Origin of the sequence: Cellulosimicrobium sp. JZ28, assembly GCF_015327065.1 — a bacterium.
Classification (GTDB): Bacteria; Actinomycetota; Actinomycetes; order Actinomycetales; family Cellulomonadaceae; genus Cellulosimicrobium; species Cellulosimicrobium funkei.
On sequence record NZ_CP017660.1, the window covers coordinates 480,595 to 500,336 of the forward strand.

Here is a 19,742-nt window from a genome sequence, read left to right on the forward strand (position 1 = left end):
CCGTGCAGCTCGAGATCGACCTCGCGTGGCTCCAGGCGACGATGCTCGCGGGCGTGCGCATGGCCGCGTTCATGACCATCGCGCCGCCGTTCTCGCACCACGCCATCCCGCGCCAGGTGCGCGCGATCCTCGCGGTGTCGCTCGGGCTCGTGGTCTCCGGTCGTGCCGCCCCCGGGTACGAGGCGACCGGCACCGCGACGTTCCTCGCGCACCTCGTCGCCGAGGCGGTCACGGGCGCGATGCTCGGGACGCTCGTCATGGTCGTCTTCTCGGCGATCACCGCCGCCGGCGCCCACCTCGACCTGTTCGGCGGGTTCTCGCTCGGCATGGCGTACGACCCCCAGACGAACGTCAACGGGTCGCAGTTCACGCGCCTCTTCGCGCTCCTCGCGGTCGTGCTCATGTTCGTCTCCGACGCGTACCAGCTGATGGTGCTCGGCCTCGCCCGCTCGTACGAGGCCGTCCCGGTGGGCGGCCTGGCCGGCGTCCCGGCGGCGTCGTTCGTCGAGGCCCTCACCGGCTCTTTCGTGGCGGGGCTGCAGATCGCCGGGCCGATCGTCGTCGTGCTCTTCCTGGCCGACGCCGGGCTCGGCCTCGTCAACCGGGTCGCCCCCGCGCTCAACGCGTTCGCGATGGGCTTCCCGCTGAAGATCTTCCTCACGCTCGCGCTCGTCGGGACCGTGCTCGTCGCGCTGCCGCACGTCGTCTCGGTGCTCACGGCCGAGGCCGTCGAGCGCATGGGCGGGGTGGGCTGATGGCCGACTCCACCGAGGAGAAGACCGAGCAGGCCTCCGACCGGAAGATGAAGGAGGTCCGGTCCAAGGGCCAGCTCGGCAAGTCGCAGGACCTCACGGCCTGGGTCGGGGTCGGCATCGCCGGCGCGGTGATCCCGCTGACCGTGAGCGCCGCGGCGCGGGCCGCGACCGACCAGGTGCTGTCGCTGCGCACCGTGATCGAGAACCCCGAGCCCGCGGTCGCGCTCCAGCTCGCGCAGGACGCGCTCGGTTCCGTGGTGCCGACCATGCTGCCGCTCCTCGGGGCGATCGCCGTCGCCGTGCTGCTCGCGTCGGTCGCGCAGGGCGGCCTGCACCTGAAGCGGCTGAGGCCCGAGGCCGACCAGTTCAACCCGATGAGCGGGCTCAAGCGGATGTTCGGGGCGCAGGCGCTGTGGAACGGCGCCAAGGCCCTGCTCAAGACGACGGTCGTCGGCGTCGTGCTCTACGCGGTCGTCCAGTCGCTCATGCCGGTCCTCCTGGCCGCGGGCGGCCTGCCGATCGCGTCGCTGCTCGAGGCGGCGGGCTCCGGCGTGCGCTCGCTCCTGGTCTGGGCGACGGCGGCGGGCCTCACGCTCGCGCTGTTCGACGTGCTCGTCGTGGCGCGACGCAACCGCAAGAAGACGCGCATGACCAAGAAGGAGCTCAAGGACGAGAACAAGAGCACCGACGGCGACCCGCTCGTGAAGTCGCAGCGCCGGTCGATGGCGCGCTCGATGACGCGCAACCGCATGATCGCCGCCGTGGCCGACGCGGACGTCGTCGTCGTCAACCCGACCCACGTCGCCGTCGCGCTGCGGTACGAGCCCGGGCGCTCCGCGCCGCGCGTCGTCGCGAAGGGCGCCGACCACGTCGCCGCCCGCATCCGCGAGAAGGCCGAGGAGTCGCGGGTGCCGATGGTCCGCGACGTCCCGCTCGCGCGCGCCCTGCACCGGGCGTGCGACGTCGGGCAGGAGGTGCCCGTCGAGCTCTACATGGCCGTCGCGCGCGTCCTCGCGTTCGTCATGGCGCTCACGCGCCGCGGCGCGGCGGCCTCGTCCGTCCCGCACCGCATGGCCCGCCCCGCGATCGCACCGGGCGAGTGGCCCGCCGCCGACGACGCGCGGGCCGCATGACCCCGCCCGGCGCAGCCGTCGGCGCCCGCTGCGGCGGACACGACCTGCATAGGACGTCGCGTCAGCAGCCGCCGACGCCCCGGACCCGGAAGGACCAGCGTTCCGCGTGAAGAACCGATCCCTCGCCATGATCGCCGTGCCGCTCGGCGTCGTCGGCATCGTCCTGCTGCTCGTCGTGCCGATCCCCGCAGCCCTGCTCGACGTGCTCATCATCGTCAACATCCTGCTGTCGCTCGTGATCCTGCTGACGTCGATGTTCGTCAAGAAGCCGCTCGACTTCTCGGTGTTCCCGTCGCTGCTGCTCGTCGCGACGCTGTTCCGGCTGGGCCTCAACGTCGCCTCGACGCGGCTCGTGCTCGGGGACGGCTACGCGGGCGAGGTCATCGGCGCGTTCGGCCACATCGTCGTCGACGGGAACCTCGTCATCGGCATGGTCGTGTTCCTCATCCTCGTCGTCATCCAGTTCCTCGTGATCACCAAGGGCGCCGAGCGCGTGGCCGAGGTCGGGGCGCGCTTCACGCTCGACGCGATGCCCGGCAAGCAGATGGCGATCGACGCCGACCTCAACGCGGGGCTCATCAGCGAGCAGGACGCGCGGGCCCGCCGCGCCGAGATCTCCGCGGAGTCCGACTTCTACGGGGCGATGGACGGCGCGTCGAAGTTCGTCAAGGGCGACGCCATCGCGGGCATCGTCATCACGCTCATCAACCTGCTCGGCGGCATCGTGATCGGCGTCGTCATGCACGGCATGCCGGCCATGGAGGCCGTCGACACGTACTCGATCCTCACGGTGGGCGACGGGCTCGTCACCCAGGTCCCCGCGCTGCTCATGGCGGTCGCCACCGGCATGATCGTCACGCGCTCGAACTCCGGCGAGGGCGACGTGGGCTCGCAGGCGTCGAGCCAGCTCGTCCAGTCGCGGCAGGCGCTCGCCATCGCGGGCGTCGCGGCGCTCGCCATGGCGCTCATCGAGGGCATGCCCAAGCTGCCGTTCCTCGTGCTCGGGGTGGGCCTGATCATCGCGGCCCAGCAGATCAAGGCGAGCCAGCGGCGGGCCGAGGTGGCGCGCGCCGCGGCCGAGCAGATCGAGAAGGAGACCACGCGCAGCGACGGCACCGAGGACCTCCTCGAGCAGATGCGCGTGCACGCGCTCGAGATCCTGCTCGCGCCCGACCTCGTCGACCTGGTCACCGGCGCGCACGACGACCTGCTCGGACGGGTCCGCGCGCTGCGGCGCAAGATCGCGACCGACCTCGGGGTCGTCGTGCCCCCCGTCCGCACGCGCGACTCCCTGGAGCTCCCGGCGTCGACCTACGCGGTGCGGATCGCCGGCGTCGAGGCCGGTCGCGGCCAGGCGCCGGCCGGCAAGGTCCTCGCGCTCGGCGACGACCTCGCCGCGCTGCCCGGGCTGGCGACCGTCGACCCGGTGTTCGGCATGGACGGCAAGTGGGTCCCGGTGGAGATGCGGCACAGCGCCGAGATGGCGGGCGCCACGGTGATCGACCGGGTCTCCGTGCTCGTCACGCACCTGTCCGCCCTCATCGCCGCGAACGCGGCGCGGCTGCTGTCCCGCGAGGACGTGCGCGTGCTCACCGACGAGGTCAAGCGGACCAACCCGTCGGCCGTCGACGAGCTCACGCCGGCCCTGCTGTCGCTCGCGGAGGTCCAGCGCGTCCTGCAGGGGCTGCTCGAGGAGCAGGTCGCCGTCAACGACCTGCCTCGGATCTACGAGGCGCTCGCGCTCGCCGCGAAGCGCTCGACCGACCCCGAGCACCTCGTCGAGGCGGCGCGCGCGGCGCTCGGACCGGCGATCCCGGCCCGGCACACGGTCGCGGGCACGATCCGGGTCGTGACGATCGCCCCGGCCCTGGAGCAGGCGATGCTCGCGGGCCGCCAGCCCGGCGGCGACCAGGGCACCGCGATCGTCGTCGACCCGGCGCGCCTCGACGCGTTCCGGTCGTCCGTGGGCGAGCGCGTGCAGGCGGCCCGGGCCACCGGCGAGGACGTCGTCCTCGTGTGCGCGCCGTCGCTGCGCGCGGCGGTCCGGCGCCTCGTCGCGACGCAGGTGCCCGACCTCGCCGTGCTGTCGTACACCGAGGTGACGGCGGGCAACGCGCTCATCGAGACGGTCGGGGTGGTGAACGATGCCCCGGCGATTGCGGCTCGAGGGTGAGTCCCTCGACGCCGTGCTCGCCCAGGCGCGGCGCCTGCACGGCCCGGACGCGCGGATCGTCTCCGCCGAGCGGGTCATCACGGGCGGCTTCAAGGGGCTCTTCGGGCGGCAGCACTACGAGGCGGTCGTCGAGGTGGGCGACGCGCCGCCCCGGACCGCCGTCGGGCCGGTCCGGTTCCCCGCCGCCCGTCGGGCGGGCATCGCGGCGCTGCTCGACGACGCCGACGAGGGGGACGCGCTGCGCCCGGCGCCGTCGGCCGCGGTCGAGGTCTCGACCCGGGGCGACGACTTCGCGGCGCTGCTCGACGAGCTCGTGGCCGAGACGGCGGAGCCGCCGCCCGCGGCCGTCACCGCCCCGCCCGCGCCCGTCTCGCCGCTGCCGCGCGCGGCGCCGGGCGACCTCGTGGCGCTCGTCGGGCTGGCCGCGGACGTCGTCGCGGCGGCCCGCGCGCTGGCGCAGCGGGAGGGCCTGCTCACGGCCTGCGCGGGCAGCGCGACCGACGGCGACACGGTGCGCGTCGACGACCGCCGCGCGGCGACCGAGGCGCGCGCCCGCGGGGTTCGTGCGGCCCGCGCCACGGTCGTGGCCGTCGGGGTGCGCGTGGACGCGGTCGGCGTGGCGCGGGTCCTCGACGAGCTGGGCGCCGAGCAGGTCGCGGTCGTGGTCGACGCCTCGCGCAAGCCCGCGGACACCGAGCGCTGGGTCGCCGAGGTGCAGCGGCTCGTGCTGGTCCGCGCCATGGTCGTGGTCGGGCGCGAGCTGACGACGACGCCCGACTCCGTGCTCGCGCTCGGGCTCCCCGAGCTGCGGCCCGCAGGCTGAACCGGGCCGCGCCCGCATAGGTCCTCCGAACGGTCAGGATGACACGCGGGACGTCAGGAGGACGTGGCGATGCTGGTGCTGGGACGCAAGGTGGGAGAACGGATCCTCGTCGGCGACGACGTCGTGGTCACGGTCGTGTCGGTGGGCCGGGACGGGGTGCGCGTCGGGATCGACGCGCCCCGCGAGGTGCGGGTCCACCGGGCCGAGATCGTCGACCAGGTCGCCGCGGACAACCGGGCCGCCGCGCTCGGGGCGCCCGGGGGCGAGGCGCGCGCCCGCGCGCTGCTGGGGCTCGACGCGCGCTCCTGACGCGCCGCACGGGGCCCGCGGCGGCGGAGAGCCGCCGTCGGGGGTGCCCGTCCCGTCGGGAGGCCCGCCGAGCGCTACCCGCGGCCCCCGCGCCCGTCGCGGCCGCCGCCGTGGCCCCGGTCCTGCCGGCCCGCGTCCTTGTCGGTGCGCCGGTCGTCGCGGGTCTGCGGCTGCGGCTTCGCCGTGCCCGGCCGGGACGAGCCGCGCGCCTCGTCGGACCGCGGTGCGGGACGGTCGGGCTTCGGCTGAGCCGGGCGCGTGACGGGCGGCCCCGGTCGCGCGGGCACGGGCGTCGGTGCGGGCCGAACGGCCGGCGCGGGCTTCGGCGTGGGCTTCGGCGACGGCTTCGCCGCAGCCGGGGGTGCGGGCTGAGGTGTAGCAGCCGGTGCGGGTGCCGGCGCCGCTCCCGAGCCGGGGGCGGGAGCCGGTGCGGGCGTCTCCGGGACGGCCGGGCCCGGTGCGGCCGGCACGACCACGGGCAGCGGCTCGACCACGGGCTCGCCGCCGGGCTCGGCGGCGGGCGCGTCGACGGCGTCGTCCACCCGCGGACCTCCCGGCTCGTCCGCCGGCTCGTCGACGAGCTCGACGGCGGGTGCCGTCGACGGCGCCAGGCCCGTCAGCACCGGGGAGGACAGGTCGAGGCGGACGGACGTGGCGCCGGCGCCGTCGAGCGGCGCCCACGCGGTCGAGCCGGTCCCCGGGGTCGTGCCCAGGAGCACCTGCTCGGGCCGTACCGAGACGCCCGGGCCACCACCGACCTCGTCCTGCGCGGGCGCGACGACGACCCCGAAGGCGAGCGTCGCGGCCGAGAGCACCGCGGCGGCGCCCCAGCGCACGGGACGACCCGGGCCGCTGGAGCGCGCGCGTCCCCGTACCCCGGGCACGCGGCGACGCTCCCGGCGTGCGGGGGTGCGCGCCGGCGAGACCGTCCCTGCCGACCGAGGCGTCGGGAGCGGGCGCGTGGCGGTGGCCTCGTCCAGCGGGTGCGGCGTGGGCGGAAACCCCGCCGCCACGGCGCCCGTGCGGACGACCTCCCTCGGTGCGGGACTACGGTCCACGACGGCGGCGGCCTCGCGGAGCAGCAGCAGGGCGGCGCGGTCGGCCGCGAGGCGGTGGCGGTACGGCGGGACGGCGACCGCGCCTTCCGCGGCCAGCGCGCGCACGGCGCGCAGGGCCTCGAAGCGCACGGTGGGCGACCAGGCGCGGCCCTCGAGCGGACGGCGACCGGCGACGAGGTCGTCGAGCACGGCGCGCTGGGCGTCGGTCACGGCCCGCAGCGCGGCGGCCTGGTCCGTCCCCGAGACCCCCGCGGCGCGCACGTGCCGCCGGGCGTCGCGCGCGAGCCCGACGGCGTGCGCGGCGACGAGGCCGGCCACCCTGCGCTCGCGCTCGCCCTCCGGCACCGTCGCGGCGACGACGCGTGCGTCCTCGACGACCGAGCGTCGAGACGCGGGTCCCTCGTCAGACATGTCCTGCTGCCCCCGTGCTCCTGCGCCCGCCCTGCGGCCGCCCCCTGGTCCCCGTGCGCGCCACGGTGCGGTTCTCCTGCTCGCCGCGGTACGCCGCGGGCCTCCCGGCAGGTGCGGGTCGTGGAGCGACGCTCGCGCTCACACGCTGTCCACGGCGTCGAGGACGATGCCGACGTCCCGGAGGTGCTGCGCCGCCAGCACCCGCACCCGGTCGATGTGGGCGACGGTCCGGTGCCGGGGGAGACCCAGCGTCCGGGCGATCCACACGACCGTGTCGTGGCCCGGTAGCGGCCCGCCGCCCCCGTACGCCTCGGACATCCAGAGCGCCGCGACCCGTCCGCGGACCGGGTCCTCCGCGTGCGCCGCGTCGACGACCGAGCGGACGAGCGCCGGGACCTCGACCGCGTGCAGCACGCAGTCCGCGTGCGCGTCCGTCGTGCGCGCGGAGTCGAGGGCCTCGTCGAACGACAGCGCGCCGCGCAGCACGAGCTCGTCGGCCTCCGTCACGACCATGCCCTGCCGGACGACGTCGGCCCGGTGGGCGCCGAGGCGCTCGTTCGTGGCGCGGACCGCCTCCTCGACCGAGGGTGACGCGCCGCGCAGCGCGGCGAGCTCCGACCGCGTGCGCGCGAGCTCGCGACGGCGACGCTGCGCGGCCACCATGCCCGACGCCGGCGCGGTCGCGTGGTCGAGGAACGAGCGCACCCGGGGCCGTGCCGTGTAGACGACGATGGCGAGGAACGAGCGCATGCTGCGCAGGTACGCCGGGTCGCGCCGGGACCGCTCGAGCATCTCCCAGGCGGTCTCCACGACGATCGCCGCGACGTCGTCGAGGTGCTGCGCCGCGGGCACCGAGTTGGTGCGGCACAGGCGCGCTGCGATCCGGCGCCACTGCGTCGCGTGGGCGGCGAGGAGGGCGGATACCTCGGTGCGGTACCGGTCGTCGTCCTCGATCGCGACGACGCGGGCGACCTCGTGCCGGAGCGCCCCGGGGTCGTCGTCCTCCTGCGGACCCTCGTCGACGGCGCGCACGGGACGCGCGTCGCGCGCCCGCTGCGGGCGCGGGTCGAGCAGGGTCCGGTCGGTCACGGTCCAAGCATGCGGACCCGGAGGGGCTCCTGGCGCGCGGGACACCGTCTTTCACACCGGACTTCACCCTCAGGTGCCCCGGGCAGCGGGTGATCTCCGCACGCTTCGCCCGCCGCGGGTGTTTCGCGGACGTCGCCACGGTGGGATGCTGTCCTCGGCGACGGGCTCGCCGGCTGGACAGGGCAGGACGAGATCAGGAGGTGGACCGGGTGCACGCAGCGTCCTGCGCTTCGACGGCGTCGCCGTGCCGGGCCGCCGACGCCCCGGGCGGGGTGGTGTCGCGGTGACCCCCGAGGAGGACGGCGCCGGCGCGCCGTGGGACGACACGACCTGGGCCATCTGGGCCGTGGGCCTCGTGGAGCCGCTCATCGACCCCGACGACCGGCTCGCGACCATGGCCGCGATGCGCGCGCAGGCGAAGGCGCACCCGCTGCGCGCCGTGACGCTCCTCGCCGGCGCCCTCACCGACCTCCTGGACTCGTTGCCCGACGACGACCCGTGGCGCCACCTGGACCCCGCGACGTTCGGCACGTACCGGGACGGCCTGGACCTGGTCCCGTCGGAGGCCGTCGTGATCGCCGAGGACATCGGCCTCGCGGCGCTCGCCCGGCCGCTCGGGCACGGCGGGGCGCGGGTCATGAGCGAGGCGCAGCACGGGTGGGAGAACGCCGCGCACGCGGCGAACGAGCTCGAGGACCCGGTGCGCACGCTCACGCGCGCCGTGGCGTGGGCCGCCTGGCGCCGCCGCGTGTACGTGGGCGAGGACAGCTACCCCGTCCTCGTGGTCTTCTCGTGGCTGCCGCGCGCGGCGCTCATCGCCGCGGGGCGCGAGATCGACGACGACCTCGCGCGCGCCGAGATGCGCGCGTCCGCCAAGATCGTCGACGACCTCGTCTGACCGGCCCGGGCCTCAGCGCCCGTCCGTGCCGCTCGCGGGCAGGGGACGCTGGGCGGGGAGCAGCCCCAGCTCGATCCCGCGGGCGAGGGCGTCCTCCCGTCGGCGCACGCCGAGCTTCCGGTAGATCGAGCGGAGCTGGCTCTTCACCGTGTTCACGGACACGGTGAGGCTCCGGGAGACGTCGACCGCGGTCGCGTGCCGCATGAGGGTGTCGAGGACGACGACCTCGCGGTCGGACAGGGGCTGGGGGAGGTCGGCCGTCGCGGCGAAGAGCTCCGGCACGGGTTCTGCGTCCCCGATGAGGCGCTGCGCCGTCTGGTCCTTGCTCCGTGCCGCGAGTTCGACCAGCGTGAGGAGGTCGTGCCGGGCGGGGAGCGCGAGGGCGAACCGCAGCCGCCGGTCCTCGGCCACGCCGGCCAGCTTGTCCAGGGCGTCGCGCGCCTGCGTCTCCTCCTCCGCGTGCGTGAGCGCGGCGGCGAGCAGGACGGCGTGCGCGGCCCGCAGGCGCGGCGCGGCGGTCCGCGGCGGCGTGTGCGCGACGAGCACGTCCCGCGCGGTGCTCCACCGGCCGGTGAGCAGCGCCGCGTGGGCCCGCAGCAGCCAGGTGAGCGACGACGTCGCCGGGGCGACCTTGAGCCAGGAGTGCACCGCGCCGACCTGGCCGCGCGCGAGCCCGAGCAGGCCGCTCACGTAGTCGAGGTGGTCGATGTCGCGCGCGGAGATGCGTCGGCGGCCGCGCTCGGACTCGATGTAGCGGCGCAGCCGCTCGATGCCCAGGGCCGGCTCGAAGGACACCAGGTCGACGTACGCCTGGACCGTGGCGACGACCGGGCGGGTCTCGAGCGTCGCGAGGTGCGGTCGCAGCACGTCGAGGTGGGCCTGGGCGCCGCGGGCGTCGAAGCGTTCGAGGCACACGATCGCGCGGGCGATGCGGTACAGGTGGTCGTCGCGCCCCGCGCGGACCTCGGCGTGGGGCGACGCCTCGATGACCTCGAGGTCGCGCACGGCCTCCGGCAGGTCCCCGCGGAGCGCGAGCACGAGCGCACGCAGCGACAGGCCGTAGAGCGTGCGCGGGTCGACGGCGGGGGAGCCGCCGAGGTCCTCGAGCGTGGCGAGCGCCTCCTCGTCCGCGCCCGCCCGCGCGAACGACATCGCGACCTCGGCGCGGAGCCGGGGCAGCTCGCGGACGAGCTCCCGGCGCTCGTCCACACCCAGCTCGTCGAGCGTCTGCCGAGCCCGGCGCGCCGGCTCGAGCGCGCGCTGCGTCGCGTTCGTCGAGCGCAGCGCGACGCTCTCGAGCACGTCCAGGACGACGCGTTCCGCCGTCGAGGTCGTCCTCGCCCGGGGGCGCAGGGCGGCCAGCGTCAGCTGGTACGTCTCGATCGCCTCGGTGCGCTCCCCGGGGACGCTGTCGTGGTGGATCGCGAGGGCCCCGGCGAGCAGCGGCCAGCGCCGCAGGTCCGTCTGCGGGAGGCTCTTGAGGACGTCGAGGCGGGCCAGCGCCTGCGGCTCGAGCAGCTCGCCCCAGTACCGCGAGACGGCCGAGGACGCGAGCCCGAGGTCGCCCGCGCCGACCGCGTGCCGCAGCGCCTCGACGGGATAGCCGTTCGTCAGGTACCAGCGTGCGGCGGCGAGCTGGGCGAGCCCCCACTCGTCCGGGTGCTCCTCGCGGACGCGCTCAGCCACGAACGTCCGCACCACCGGGAACAGGACGAAGACCCGGCCCGCGGGACGTCGCTCCCACGCACCCAGCCCGCGCTCCTCGAGCATCCACAGCAGCTGCGGTGCCGCGGGCTCCCGCGTCAGCGCCACGGCGAGGTCGGCGGTGAGGACGTCCGCGACCGCGCACCGCCGCAGGACCTGCTCGAGCCGAGGGCGCTCGGCGCCCTCGAGCTGCTTCTCGAGCGCGGCCCGCAGCAGCTCGTCGGCGACCTGGACGTGCGCCGGGGTCCCGTGGGAACCGGCCATCTCCGCGGCGAGCATCGCGACCCGCAGGTACAGCGGCTGGCCGCCGGTGAGGACGTGCGCCTCGGCGGGGTCGAGGTCCACGCCTGCCTGGCGCAGCATGCGGGCCGTCTCGTCCCGGGTCAGCGGCAGCTGGTCCGCGGTGATGACGGTCCGGTCGAGCTCGAGCCCGACCGAGGCGGCCTCCAGGGGGGAGACCGTGCTCGTGGCCACGGCCACGGAGAGGTTCGGGCACAGGCGCAGCAGGGCGAGGACGTCCTCGTGGACCGCGACGTCCGTGACGTCCTGGTAGTCGTCGATGACCACCACGACCTCTCCGGGCACCGCGAGGAACGCGTCGGCCAGGCGGCCGGGCACGTCCTCGGGGGCGAGCTCCGCCGGCCCCAGCGCGGCCTCGAACGCCTCGAGCCCGGCCCGCGCGGCACGGCGCGCGACCACGCGCCAGAGGTCCGTCCGGGACATCTCCGGGATGACGGACAGCCAGAGACCCGGCGTGGCCCGGCGTCGGGACCACTCGGCGAGGAGGGAGGTCTTGCCCGCACCCGCGGGGCCGCGGACCACGCGGAGCGCGGCGTCCACCTCGAGCCGGTCGAGCAGGCGCTCGCGGACGAGCTCGGTGTGCGGGGGGCGTGGCGCCCCGTACAGACGGAACGTCGTCGTGTCCGTCACCGACATGCTGCCTCCGTGCTTCCCCCGCTCCACGGGCGGGCGGACGGACGGCGGCGAACCGCGTCCGGCCACGGCTCCGCCCCGTGAGCCGGCACCGCGCCGTGATCCGCTCTCACCCTAGGCGAGGAGGTGCGCCGGTTCTCGGGGAAGGCGGGTGAAGCGCTCGAACCGGGTCGCCCGCGGCTCCCGCCAGCCCGGACGAAACGGGACGCGCGGGGACGATGCGGACAGCGTGGCCGTCGCGTGCATAGGGGCCTCGGGCGCGTCCACCCGCGGACGCGACCGGAGAGGAGCCGCACGCCCATGTCTGTGCACCGGGCCCGCCCGCGGACCGCCCTCGCCGCGGTGCTGGTGGGCGCCGTCCTGGTCGGCGCGTCCACGACGGCCCACGCCGTCCCGGTCGCCCGCGCCGCGGCAGACCCGGGCGTCGCGCCCGTGGCGACGGAGACCCTCGCGCGGGTCGTGGAGGACGGCCGGCCCGGTGCCGCGGGTGCGGCGGCGTCCACCGCTGCGGCCGACGGCACGGGCCCCGACGCGGCATCGGGCACGGACCCCGGCGCGGGCATGGACTCCGGTGCCGGCGCGGGCGCCGGCACCGTGGGCGTCGGGCCCGTCGTGCCTGCCGTGCCCGGTGCTCCCGACGCTCCCGTGCCGGACGGACCGGAGCCTCCCGCGCCCGGGTCGGCCGCTCCGGAGGAGGGCGCGTCTCCCTCCGTCCCCGCTCCCGACCCGGCGACCCCGGAGGAGGGCGAGACGCCCCCCGGCCCCGACCCCACCGTGCCCGACGGCGAGCCCGCGCCCCGCGTGGTCGTGCTGCCGCCGGTCCTCGTCCGCGCGGCGGCCGGGGACGCGGTCTACCTCGTGCCGGTGGTCGAGGGCGTGCGCTGGTCCCTGGGCGGCGAGCCGATGGCGTGCACCGTGGTGGTGGTCGACGGGTACCGGACCGTCGAGGCGCCGCGGGACGGCGGCGTCCTGCGGGCGACGGCCGCGGCGGAGGACGGCCACGTGCTGCGGCTCCCGGACGGGCGGTCCGCCGCCGAGGCGGTCACGGAGCTGCTCCCCGTCGTCACGGCGGTGCTCCCCGCCGCGCAGGACGGCCCGGGCAGGGCGGACACGTACACCGTGCCCGACGCCGAGGGCCTCGTCGTCCGCGACGCGACCGGCGCGGTGCTCCCGCCCGGCAGCACGCACGCCGTCGAGGGGTACCTCGACCACGTGGCGCGCGTCGTCCTCACGCTCTCCCCGGCCGCGGGCCTGCGGCTCGCGGCGGAGGGCGAGGCGGAGCCGGTGCTGGCGGGGTCGGACGGGTCGCGCGCCGTCGAGCTCGTGTTCTCCGGCCTCACCGAGGTCCGGGCGCCGGCGCCCGTGGTCGTCGCCGCGCGCCCGGGCGCGCCGGCCGCGGTCGAGGTGCCGCGGGCCGACGGCGTGGAGTTCGTCCTCGACGAGCGGGTCCTCGCCCCGGGCCGCCATCCCGCCCGGGGCACGGTGACCGTGACGGCGCGCGCGCTCGACGGCTACGTCCTCGTCGGCGAGACGTCGTGGGAGCTCGTGCTCGACGGGCCGGCCGTCCCCGAGGCGCCCGCCGCCCCGCCCGCGTCACCTGCTCCGGCCGCCCCGGCGCCCGCTGCGACACCGGACGCGTCCGCGCCGACGACGGCGGACGGGCCCGCGCTCGACCTGGCGCCGGTGGTCGGCACGGCGGACCCGTCGGGCGCCGTCGTCGTGGCCGCGGGCGGGGCGCCCGTCGCGGCGCCAGCGGCCCCGCCGCGCGGCGACGCGGGGTTCGACCTGCTCACGCTGGTGCTGGGCGGGGCGCTCGTGTCCGGGGCGTGGGTGCTCCGCGCGCGCCGCGACCAGATCGCCTGACTCCGCACCCCCGGGCCCGACAGTCCCACGCGGCGTCCCATGCAACCCGGTCGCCCGGGCGCGGCACGCCTCAGGCGCGCGGGCCGCCGCGGGCGGCGAGCCGCTCGGCCAGGCGCGCGAGGACGTCGCCCGTGCGCAGGCCGTCGTGCTCGAGCTCGTTCGTCACCCACGTGCGGACGTTGCCCACGCGCGCCGCCGTCTCGAGCGAGAGCCCGGCGTCGACGAACATGTCGTCGAAGTACACCGCCGCCTCGACCGGCACCTCGTTGCGCGCGAGGACGTCGAGGTCGTACAGGTCGGGCCACTCCTCGCGCGCGGCGAGCGCCTCCGCCGCCGCGCGGAACGGCCGGAGCGCGGCGATCTCCTCGAGCATCCAGGGGTAGATCATCTCGCCGGTGAGGAGCAGCGGTCGCGCCGCCGGGTCGAGGGCCGGCTCCTCGGCGCGGACCGCCTCGGCGGCCCACGCCGTCGGGCCCGTGCCCGACTGCGCGTAGATCGACTCGTGGAGCACGGCGTAGAGCGGGTTGGTGCGGAACGACGTCGCCGCCGCGACCTCCGCGAGGAACGTGTCCGTGAGGGCGTCCGGCGCGTCCGCGTCGAACGCCTCGTCCACGAGCCAGTGGATGCGCTCCGGGCCGGGCTTCATCCCGAGGTCCGTGCCGAGCGACTGGAGCCGGCGCACGGTGAGCCGGTCGCCGTCGGGCAGGCGCACGTCGTCGGCCGCGAGGAGGTCCGCGACGCGCGCGAGGCGGGCCGCGTCGTCCGGGTACCGCTCCCGGTAGGCGGCGTTCTTCGCGACGACGCGCGGCTGGGTGCGGCGGTACACCTCGCGCGCGTCCGCCGTCAGGCCGGGCAGCCCGCCCGTGACGTAGCACGCGGCGAGCGCCTCGGGCGCCCGCGACAGGTACGTCATCGTGAGGAAGCCGCCGTAGGACTGGCCGAGCGACGTCCACCGCCGCCCGCCGTACACCGTCCGGCGCACATGCTCGGCGTCGGCGACGATCGCGTCCGCCCGGAAGCGGGAGAGGTACTCGGCCTGGGCCGCTCCCGGGCCGCGCGCGGCGAGCGCCGCCCCGCGCACGGCCGAGGACCGGCCGGTGCCGCGCTGGTCGAGCAGCACCACCCGGTGCGTCGCGAGCGCGGTGCCGACCCAGCCGTCCGGCCCCGTGGGCCGGGGCCCCTTGCCACCCGGGCCGCCCTGGAGGAACACGAGCAGCGGCAGGTCGTCGTGACGCCGGACCGGGTCGACGAGCTCGCGCACGAACAGCGTGAGGCGGCGAGGGTCCGTGTCGTCGTCCCACACGAGCGGCACCTCGAGCTCGCGGTCGGTGACGTGGATGCCGGGCAGGGTGTACGCGGTCTCGCGGGCGACGCTCACCCGGCCACCCTAGCCGCGCCGCTCCCGGCGGTCGGCGGCACGCGTCACAGCTCGACGGTCTCGTTCTCCCCGCCGTCGTAGCGCGACCCGGTGACCTTCGCCTTGACCAGGCTGAAGAGCGTCGCGACGCGGCCGCCGGGGGAGTCCCAGTACTCCGCGGAGTCGGCGTGCAGCCGGACGAGCACCACGCCGGGCGTGTCCGGGCCGTCGGGGAACCAGGCGTCGGCGACCGTGCTCCACAGCTCGCGGATCTTGTCGCGGTCGCGGACGACCGCGGCGCGCCCGGACACCGAGACCCAGGACGTCGAGCCCGAGAAGGCCGCGTTCGCCGCCGAGTCCCGCGCGATCTCGGCGACCTTGTGCGAGTCGGCGGCGGCGAAGAACCACAGGTCGCCGTCGAAGTCGACGGCCTGGACGCCCATCGGCCGACTCACCAGGCTCCCGTCGGTCGCGACGGTGGTCAGCATGGCGATCTTCTCGTCCTTGATGAGCTCGCGGACCGTGGCGACCTCGTCGGAGCTCGCGTGGGGCTGCTCGTGGTGCGTGCCGGTCATGTCGTCTCCCGTCGTCGGGCCGCGGGGCGCGGCACCTCGACGCTAGGCACGACGCGCGCGACTCGCCCCGTGGGAGCACGGCGAGGGGGTGGGGTGCGCGGCGCCGCGGCGCCGTGCACCCCACCCCCTCGGCGGGTGGTCCTTGGACGGGCTACTGCTCCACGTCCTCGTCGACCCACTCCATGGTCTTCGTCACGGCCTTCTTCCAGTTCCGGTACAGGCGCTCGCGCTCGCCGGACTCCATCGACGGGCTCCAGCGCTTGTCCTCGGCCCAGTTGTCGATGACGTCCTGCTCGCCCTTCCAGAAGCCGACGGCGATGCCCGCGGCGTACGCGGCGCCGAGCGCGGTCGTCTCGGCGACCTTGGGGCGCACGACGTCGACGCCGAGCTGGTCGGCCTGGAACTGCATGAGGAGCTCGTTGGCGACCATGCCGCCGTCGACGCGCAGCTCGGTGAGGTCGACGCCCGAGTCGGCGTTCATCGCGTCGACGACCTCGCGGCTCTGGAACGCCGTCGCCTCGAGCGCGGCGCGCGCGATGTGGTTGCGGTTGACGTAGCGGGTGAGGCCCACGAGCGCGCCGCGCGCGTCGGGCCGCCAGTAGGGCGCGAACAGGCCGGAGAACGCCGGCACGAAGTAGGCGCCGCCGTTGTCCTGGACCTTGCCCGCGAGCCACTCGACGTCGGGCGCGTCCTCGAACATGCCCAGGTTGTCGCGCAGCCACTGCACGAGCGAGCCGGTCACGGCGATCGAGCCCTCGAGCGCGTACACCGCGGGTGCGTCGCCGATCTTGTAGCAGACGGTCGTGAGCAGGCCGTTCTTGCTCATGACCTTCTCCGTGCCCGTGTTGAGCAGCAGGAAGTTGCCGGTGCCGTACGTGTTCTTGGCCTGGCCGACCTCGAAGCACGCCTGGCCGAACGTCGCCGCCTGCTGGTCGCCGAGGATGCCGGCGATCGGGACGCCGGGGACGAGGCCGCGGGGCCGGCCGTGACCGTACACCTCGGACGACGACCGGATCTCGGGGAGCATCGACAGCGGGATGCCCATGTCCGCGGCGATGTCCTCGCGCCAGGAGAGCGTGTCGAGGTCCATGAGCATCGTGCGCGACGCGTTCGTCACGTCGGTGACGTGCACGCCGCCCTCGGTGCCGCCCGTCATGTTCCACAGCACCCACGTGTCGGTGTTGCCGAACAGCAGGTCGCCCTTCTCGGCCTTCTCGCGCGCGCCCTCGACGTTGTCGAGGATCCACTTGATCTTCGGGCCGGAGAAGTAGGTGGCGAGCGGGAGGCCGACGATCGACTTGTACTTCTCGGGGCCCTCGTCGCCGCCGAGCTCGTCGACGATCTTCTGGGTGCGCGTGTCCTGCCAGACGATGGCGTTGTAGACGGGCTTGCCCGTGGTCTTGTCCCAGACGACGGCCGTCTCGCGCTGGTTCGTGATGCCGACGGCCGCGATGTCCTCGTGCGTGAGGTTGCCTCGGGTGAGGGCGAGACCGACGACCTCGCGCACGTTGTTCCAGATCTGCTCGGGGTTGTGCTCGACCCACCCCGCGCGCGGGAAGATCTGGTCGTGCTCGAGCTGCCCGGTGGAGTAGATCTCCCCGGAGTGGTTGAAGACGATGGCCCGGGAGCTCGTGGTCCCCTGGTCGATGGCGAGAACGTAGTCGGCCATGGTGCGTTCAGTCCTTCACGTCGGTGTGGGTGTGGTTGCGGCGTAGGTGCCCGGCGCCCGACGGCGCGGGTCGCGTGACCGGGGAGGCCCCCGGCTCCCCGGTCACGCGGGGGAGAGGTCCGGTCGTCCGGGTCGGTCAGACCCAGGCGGCCCCGAGCAGGCCGGCGAGGACGCCGCCGACCAGCGGACCGGCGACCGGGACCCAGGCGTAGGCCCAGTCGCTCGAGCCCTTGCCCCGGATCGGCAGCACCGCGTGCGCGATGCGGGGACCGAGGTCACGGGCAGGGTTGATGGCGTAGCCGGTGGGACCACCGAGGCTCGCGCCGATACCGACCACGATGAGCGCGACCGCGAGCGGCCCCAGGCCGGACGGGGTCTTGCCGGACGCCACGACGAAGAACACGAGCACGAACGTCGCGATGACCTCCGTGACGAAGTTCCACGCGTAGGAGCGGATCTCCGGGCCGGTGGAGAACACCGCGAGCTTGGTCGCGCCGGGCGCGTCCTCGTCGAAGTGCTTCTTGTACGCCAGGAACGCCAGCACGGCGCCGATGAAGGCACCGATCATCTGGGCCCCGAAGTACAGGAACATGTTGCCGACCGTCGGCTCGATGGTCGCCGTCACGAGCCCCTCGGGGCCGGTCACGGAGAAGAACGGCTCCTGGGCGGTGAAGAGGCCGATGGTCACGGCCGGGTTGAGGTGCGCACCCGACTTGTAGGCCACGTAGACGCCGGCGAAGACCGCGAGGCCCCATCCGAAGTTGATGAGGAGCCAGCCGCCGTTGAAGCCCTTGGTCCTCGGGAGGACGACGTTCGCGACGACGCCCGCGCCGAGGAGGATCAGTGTCGCCGTGCCGAGTATCTCGGACCAGAAGGCGTTCATGAGGAGTTGATCCATCGTGCTCTCTCTTTCGTGGTGGACTTCTCTGTCTCAACCGTCCCGACGCACCTGAGCGCCGGGTCCTCGGGTCGGTCCGCCGTCGGCGTGCGCCCCGTGGGGTCGGTGTGCGGGGCCCCGGGGACCGACCCGTCGGTCGGCACCCGGGGCTCGCTCGCGGCGATGTGCAGCTGTCAGGTCGTGCGGAGCGGCTGGAGCGGCGACACGTCGGGCGCCTCCAGCCGGGTGCGCTCGGCGGACGCGTCGTCGGGCTCCTGCTCGGCGGCGGCCTCGGCCTCCGCGCGGGCGGTGTAGCTCGCGATCTCGGCGTCGCGCGTCGCGTCGTCCCACCCGAGGATCTCGGCGGCGACGGCCGCGATCTCGGGCAGCGCGGCGAGGCCCCGGTCGGGCACCTCGTAGTTGAGGCGGGTCCGGTGCAGGAGCAGGTCCTCGAGGTGCAGCGCCCCCTCGTGCGAGACGCCGTACGCGATCTCCGCGCGCAGGTAGGCCGGCGCGTGCTCGAGCGGACGGGCGAGGTCCGGCTGCGCCTCGCACAGCTCGACGAGCTCGCGCAGGTTCGACCCGTACCGGTGCAGGAGGTGGTCGACCATGGCCGGGGTCCAGCCGTACCGGGACGCCCAGGGCCGCGCCTGGCGGCGCACGGCGTCGAGGCCGACGGCGCCGAGCAGCGGGATCTTGTGCGTGATGGACGGCAGGGCGCTCGCGCGCTGGCCGATCGCGAAGTCCACCGCGTCCTTCGCCATGACGCGGTAGGTGGTGAGCTTGCCGCCGGCGATGACCGTGAGGCCCGGGGTCGGGGAGGCCACCGTGTGCTCGCGCGAGACCTTCGCGGAGCTGGTGCCCTCCTTGGTGCCCGGCTGGAGCAGCGGCCGAAGGCCCGCCCACGTGCCGATGATGTCGTCGCGCGTGAGGGGGTGGGCGAGCACGGCGTTCGCGTGCTCGAGCACGTAGTCGATGTCGGCCGCGGTCGCGACGGGGTGCTGGAGCTCCTGCTCCCACGGGGTGTCGGTCGTGCCGATCACCCAGTACCGGGACCACGGGATGACGAACAGGACCGACTTCTCGGTCTGCAGGATCAGCCCGACCTGGCCCTTGATGCGCTCGCGCGGCACGACGATGTGGATGCCCTTGGACGCGAGGACCCGCAGGCCGCCCTCGCTGCCGGCGAGCGCCTCGGTGTCCTCCGTCCAGACGCCGGTCGCGTTGATCACGGCGCGGGCCCGGACGGTGATCTCGCGGCCCGTCTCGAGGTCCTGGAGCACGGCGCCGTTCACGGCGCCCGTCGAGCCCTTGGTGAGCGAGACGACCTGCGTGCGGGAGGCCGCGTGCGCGCCGTACGACGCCGCGGTGCGCACGAGCGTCGAGACGAGGCGGGCGTCGTCGACCGACGCGTCCCAGTACTGGACGGCGCCGACGGCCGCGTCGTGCGCGAGGTCGGGGAACTTCTTCTCCATGCGGCTGCGCGACAGGTGCCGGTGCAGCGGCATCGCGCGGCGACCGGGCGCGACGCTCGCGAGCGTGTCGTAGAGCGCGATGCCCGCGCCGACGTAGGCACGCTCCCACACGCGGTGCTCGAGCGGGTACAGGAAGGGGACGGGGCGCACGAGGTGCGGCGCGATCTCCTTGAGCAGGAGGTCGCGCTCGGTGAGCGCCTCCTTGACCAGGTGGAAGTCGAGCATCTGCAGGTAGCGCAGGCCGCCGTGCACGAGCTTGCTCGACCGGCTCGACGTCCCCGCCGACCAGTCCTGCGCCTCGACGATCGCGGTGGAGAGCCCGCGCGTGACCGCGTCGAGCGCGATCCCGGCACCGGTGACCCCGCCGCCGATCACGAGGACGTCGAGCTCGGCGTCCGCGCTGGTGCTGGCCTCGAGCGCGGCGAGCGCCTGCCGCCGGGAGTCCGCGGTGAGTCTCGTGGATGCCATCCGTCTTCCTCTCTCGTCCCTCGGTGCTGCGGCACGCCGCGGGACGATCGCGCCCACGGTGCGCTCACAGCGACGGTCCCACGCCCGACCAGGGTGCGCGAGCGGGAACCGCCGTGCGTGCACCGGGGTCTCCGGCGCGGAGGCACACGCTCCAGACCACCACGCGGCGAAC

The 19,742-nt window shown here is 75.4% G+C and carries 15 protein-coding genes; 7 read left to right on the top strand and 8 right to left on the bottom strand.

Features of this window, described 5'->3' with window-relative positions:
• The first annotated feature begins 2 nt into the window (after positions 1-2).
• The 5 genes from BJP59_RS02255 (at position 3) to csrA (ending at position 5,193) form a co-directional block, all read left to right on the top strand.
• Complete coding sequence (locus BJP59_RS02255) at positions 3-755, top strand: flagellar biosynthetic protein FliR (protein ID WP_043657044.1); 753 nt, start codon at positions 3-5, stop codon at positions 753-755.
• The gene (locus tag BJP59_RS02260; RefSeq protein ID WP_076403286.1) at positions 755-1,888 is read left to right on the top strand and encodes an EscU/YscU/HrcU family type III secretion system export apparatus switch protein; all 1,134 of its coding nucleotides are present in this window, start codon (positions 755-757) and stop codon (positions 1,886-1,888) included. Before BJP59_RS02255 ends, BJP59_RS02260 begins: the two co-directional genes overlap by 1 nt.
• A gap of 127 nt (positions 1,889-2,015) precedes the next feature.
• Positions 2,016-4,061, top strand: coding sequence for a flagellar biosynthesis protein FlhA (locus BJP59_RS02265; RefSeq protein ID WP_233139788.1), 2,046 nt, complete (start codon positions 2,016-2,018; stop codon positions 4,059-4,061).
• Positions 4,033-4,884, top strand: a complete 852-nt coding sequence (locus BJP59_RS02270) for a hypothetical protein (RefSeq protein ID WP_194522099.1) — start codon at positions 4,033-4,035, stop codon at positions 4,882-4,884. The genes BJP59_RS02265 and BJP59_RS02270 overlap by 29 nt, the downstream gene beginning before the upstream one ends.
• Positions 4,885-4,953: 69 nt before the next feature.
• On the top strand, positions 4,954-5,193 hold the full coding sequence (gene csrA, locus BJP59_RS02275; protein ID WP_194522100.1) for a carbon storage regulator CsrA: 240 nt from the start codon (positions 4,954-4,956) through the stop codon (positions 5,191-5,193).
• A gap of 74 nt (positions 5,194-5,267) precedes the next feature.
• On the opposite strand, the gene BJP59_RS02280 is transcribed toward csrA, so the two are convergent.
• Positions 5,268-6,662, bottom strand: a complete 1,395-nt coding sequence (locus BJP59_RS02280; protein WP_194522101.1) for a hypothetical protein — start codon at positions 6,660-6,662, stop codon at positions 5,268-5,270.
• A gap of 138 nt (positions 6,663-6,800) precedes the next feature.
• Complete coding sequence (locus BJP59_RS02285; protein ID WP_194522102.1) at positions 6,801-7,751, bottom strand: hypothetical protein; 951 nt, start codon at positions 7,749-7,751, stop codon at positions 6,801-6,803.
• A 283-nt stretch (positions 7,752-8,034) separates the two neighbouring features.
• On the opposite strand from BJP59_RS02285, the gene BJP59_RS02290 reads away from it, so the two are divergent.
• Complete coding sequence (locus BJP59_RS02290) at positions 8,035-8,649, top strand: hypothetical protein (RefSeq protein WP_021483189.1); 615 nt, start codon at positions 8,035-8,037, stop codon at positions 8,647-8,649.
• A gap of 12 nt (positions 8,650-8,661) precedes the next feature.
• On the opposite strand, the gene BJP59_RS02295 is transcribed toward BJP59_RS02290, so the two are convergent.
• Complete coding sequence (locus BJP59_RS02295) at positions 8,662-11,289, bottom strand: LuxR C-terminal-related transcriptional regulator (RefSeq protein ID WP_194522103.1); 2,628 nt, start codon at positions 11,287-11,289, stop codon at positions 8,662-8,664.
• Positions 11,290-11,586: 297 nt separating this feature from the next.
• Here BJP59_RS02295 and BJP59_RS02300 point away from each other — a divergent pair, with 297 nt between their 5' ends.
• Positions 11,587-13,149, top strand: coding sequence for a hypothetical protein (locus BJP59_RS02300; protein ID WP_194522104.1), 1,563 nt, complete (start codon positions 11,587-11,589; stop codon positions 13,147-13,149).
• A gap of 70 nt (positions 13,150-13,219) precedes the next feature.
• On the opposite strand, the gene BJP59_RS02305 is transcribed toward BJP59_RS02300, so the two are convergent.
• The 5 genes from BJP59_RS02305 to BJP59_RS02325 form a co-directional block, all read right to left on the bottom strand.
• Positions 13,220-14,527, bottom strand: a complete 1,308-nt coding sequence (locus tag BJP59_RS02305) for an alpha/beta fold hydrolase (protein WP_228485238.1) — start codon at positions 14,525-14,527, stop codon at positions 13,220-13,222.
• Positions 14,528-14,571: 44 nt separating this feature from the next.
• Complete coding sequence (locus BJP59_RS02310; protein ID WP_194522105.1) at positions 14,572-15,081, bottom strand: pyridoxamine 5'-phosphate oxidase family protein; 510 nt, start codon at positions 15,079-15,081, stop codon at positions 14,572-14,574.
• 151 nt (positions 15,082-15,232) lie between these two features.
• Positions 15,233-16,750, bottom strand: coding sequence for a glycerol kinase GlpK (gene glpK, locus BJP59_RS02315; RefSeq protein ID WP_021482287.1), 1,518 nt, complete (start codon positions 16,748-16,750; stop codon positions 15,233-15,235).
• 136 nt (positions 16,751-16,886) lie between these two features.
• A complete protein-coding gene (locus BJP59_RS02320) occupies positions 16,887-17,648 on the bottom strand; it encodes an MIP/aquaporin family protein (protein ID WP_021482286.1) in 762 nt (253 codons plus the stop codon).
• Positions 17,649-17,821: 173 nt separating this feature from the next.
• Complete coding sequence (locus BJP59_RS02325) at positions 17,822-19,570, bottom strand: glycerol-3-phosphate dehydrogenase/oxidase (protein WP_114552824.1); 1,749 nt, start codon at positions 19,568-19,570, stop codon at positions 17,822-17,824.
• Between the last annotated feature and the right edge of the window lie 172 nt (positions 19,571-19,742).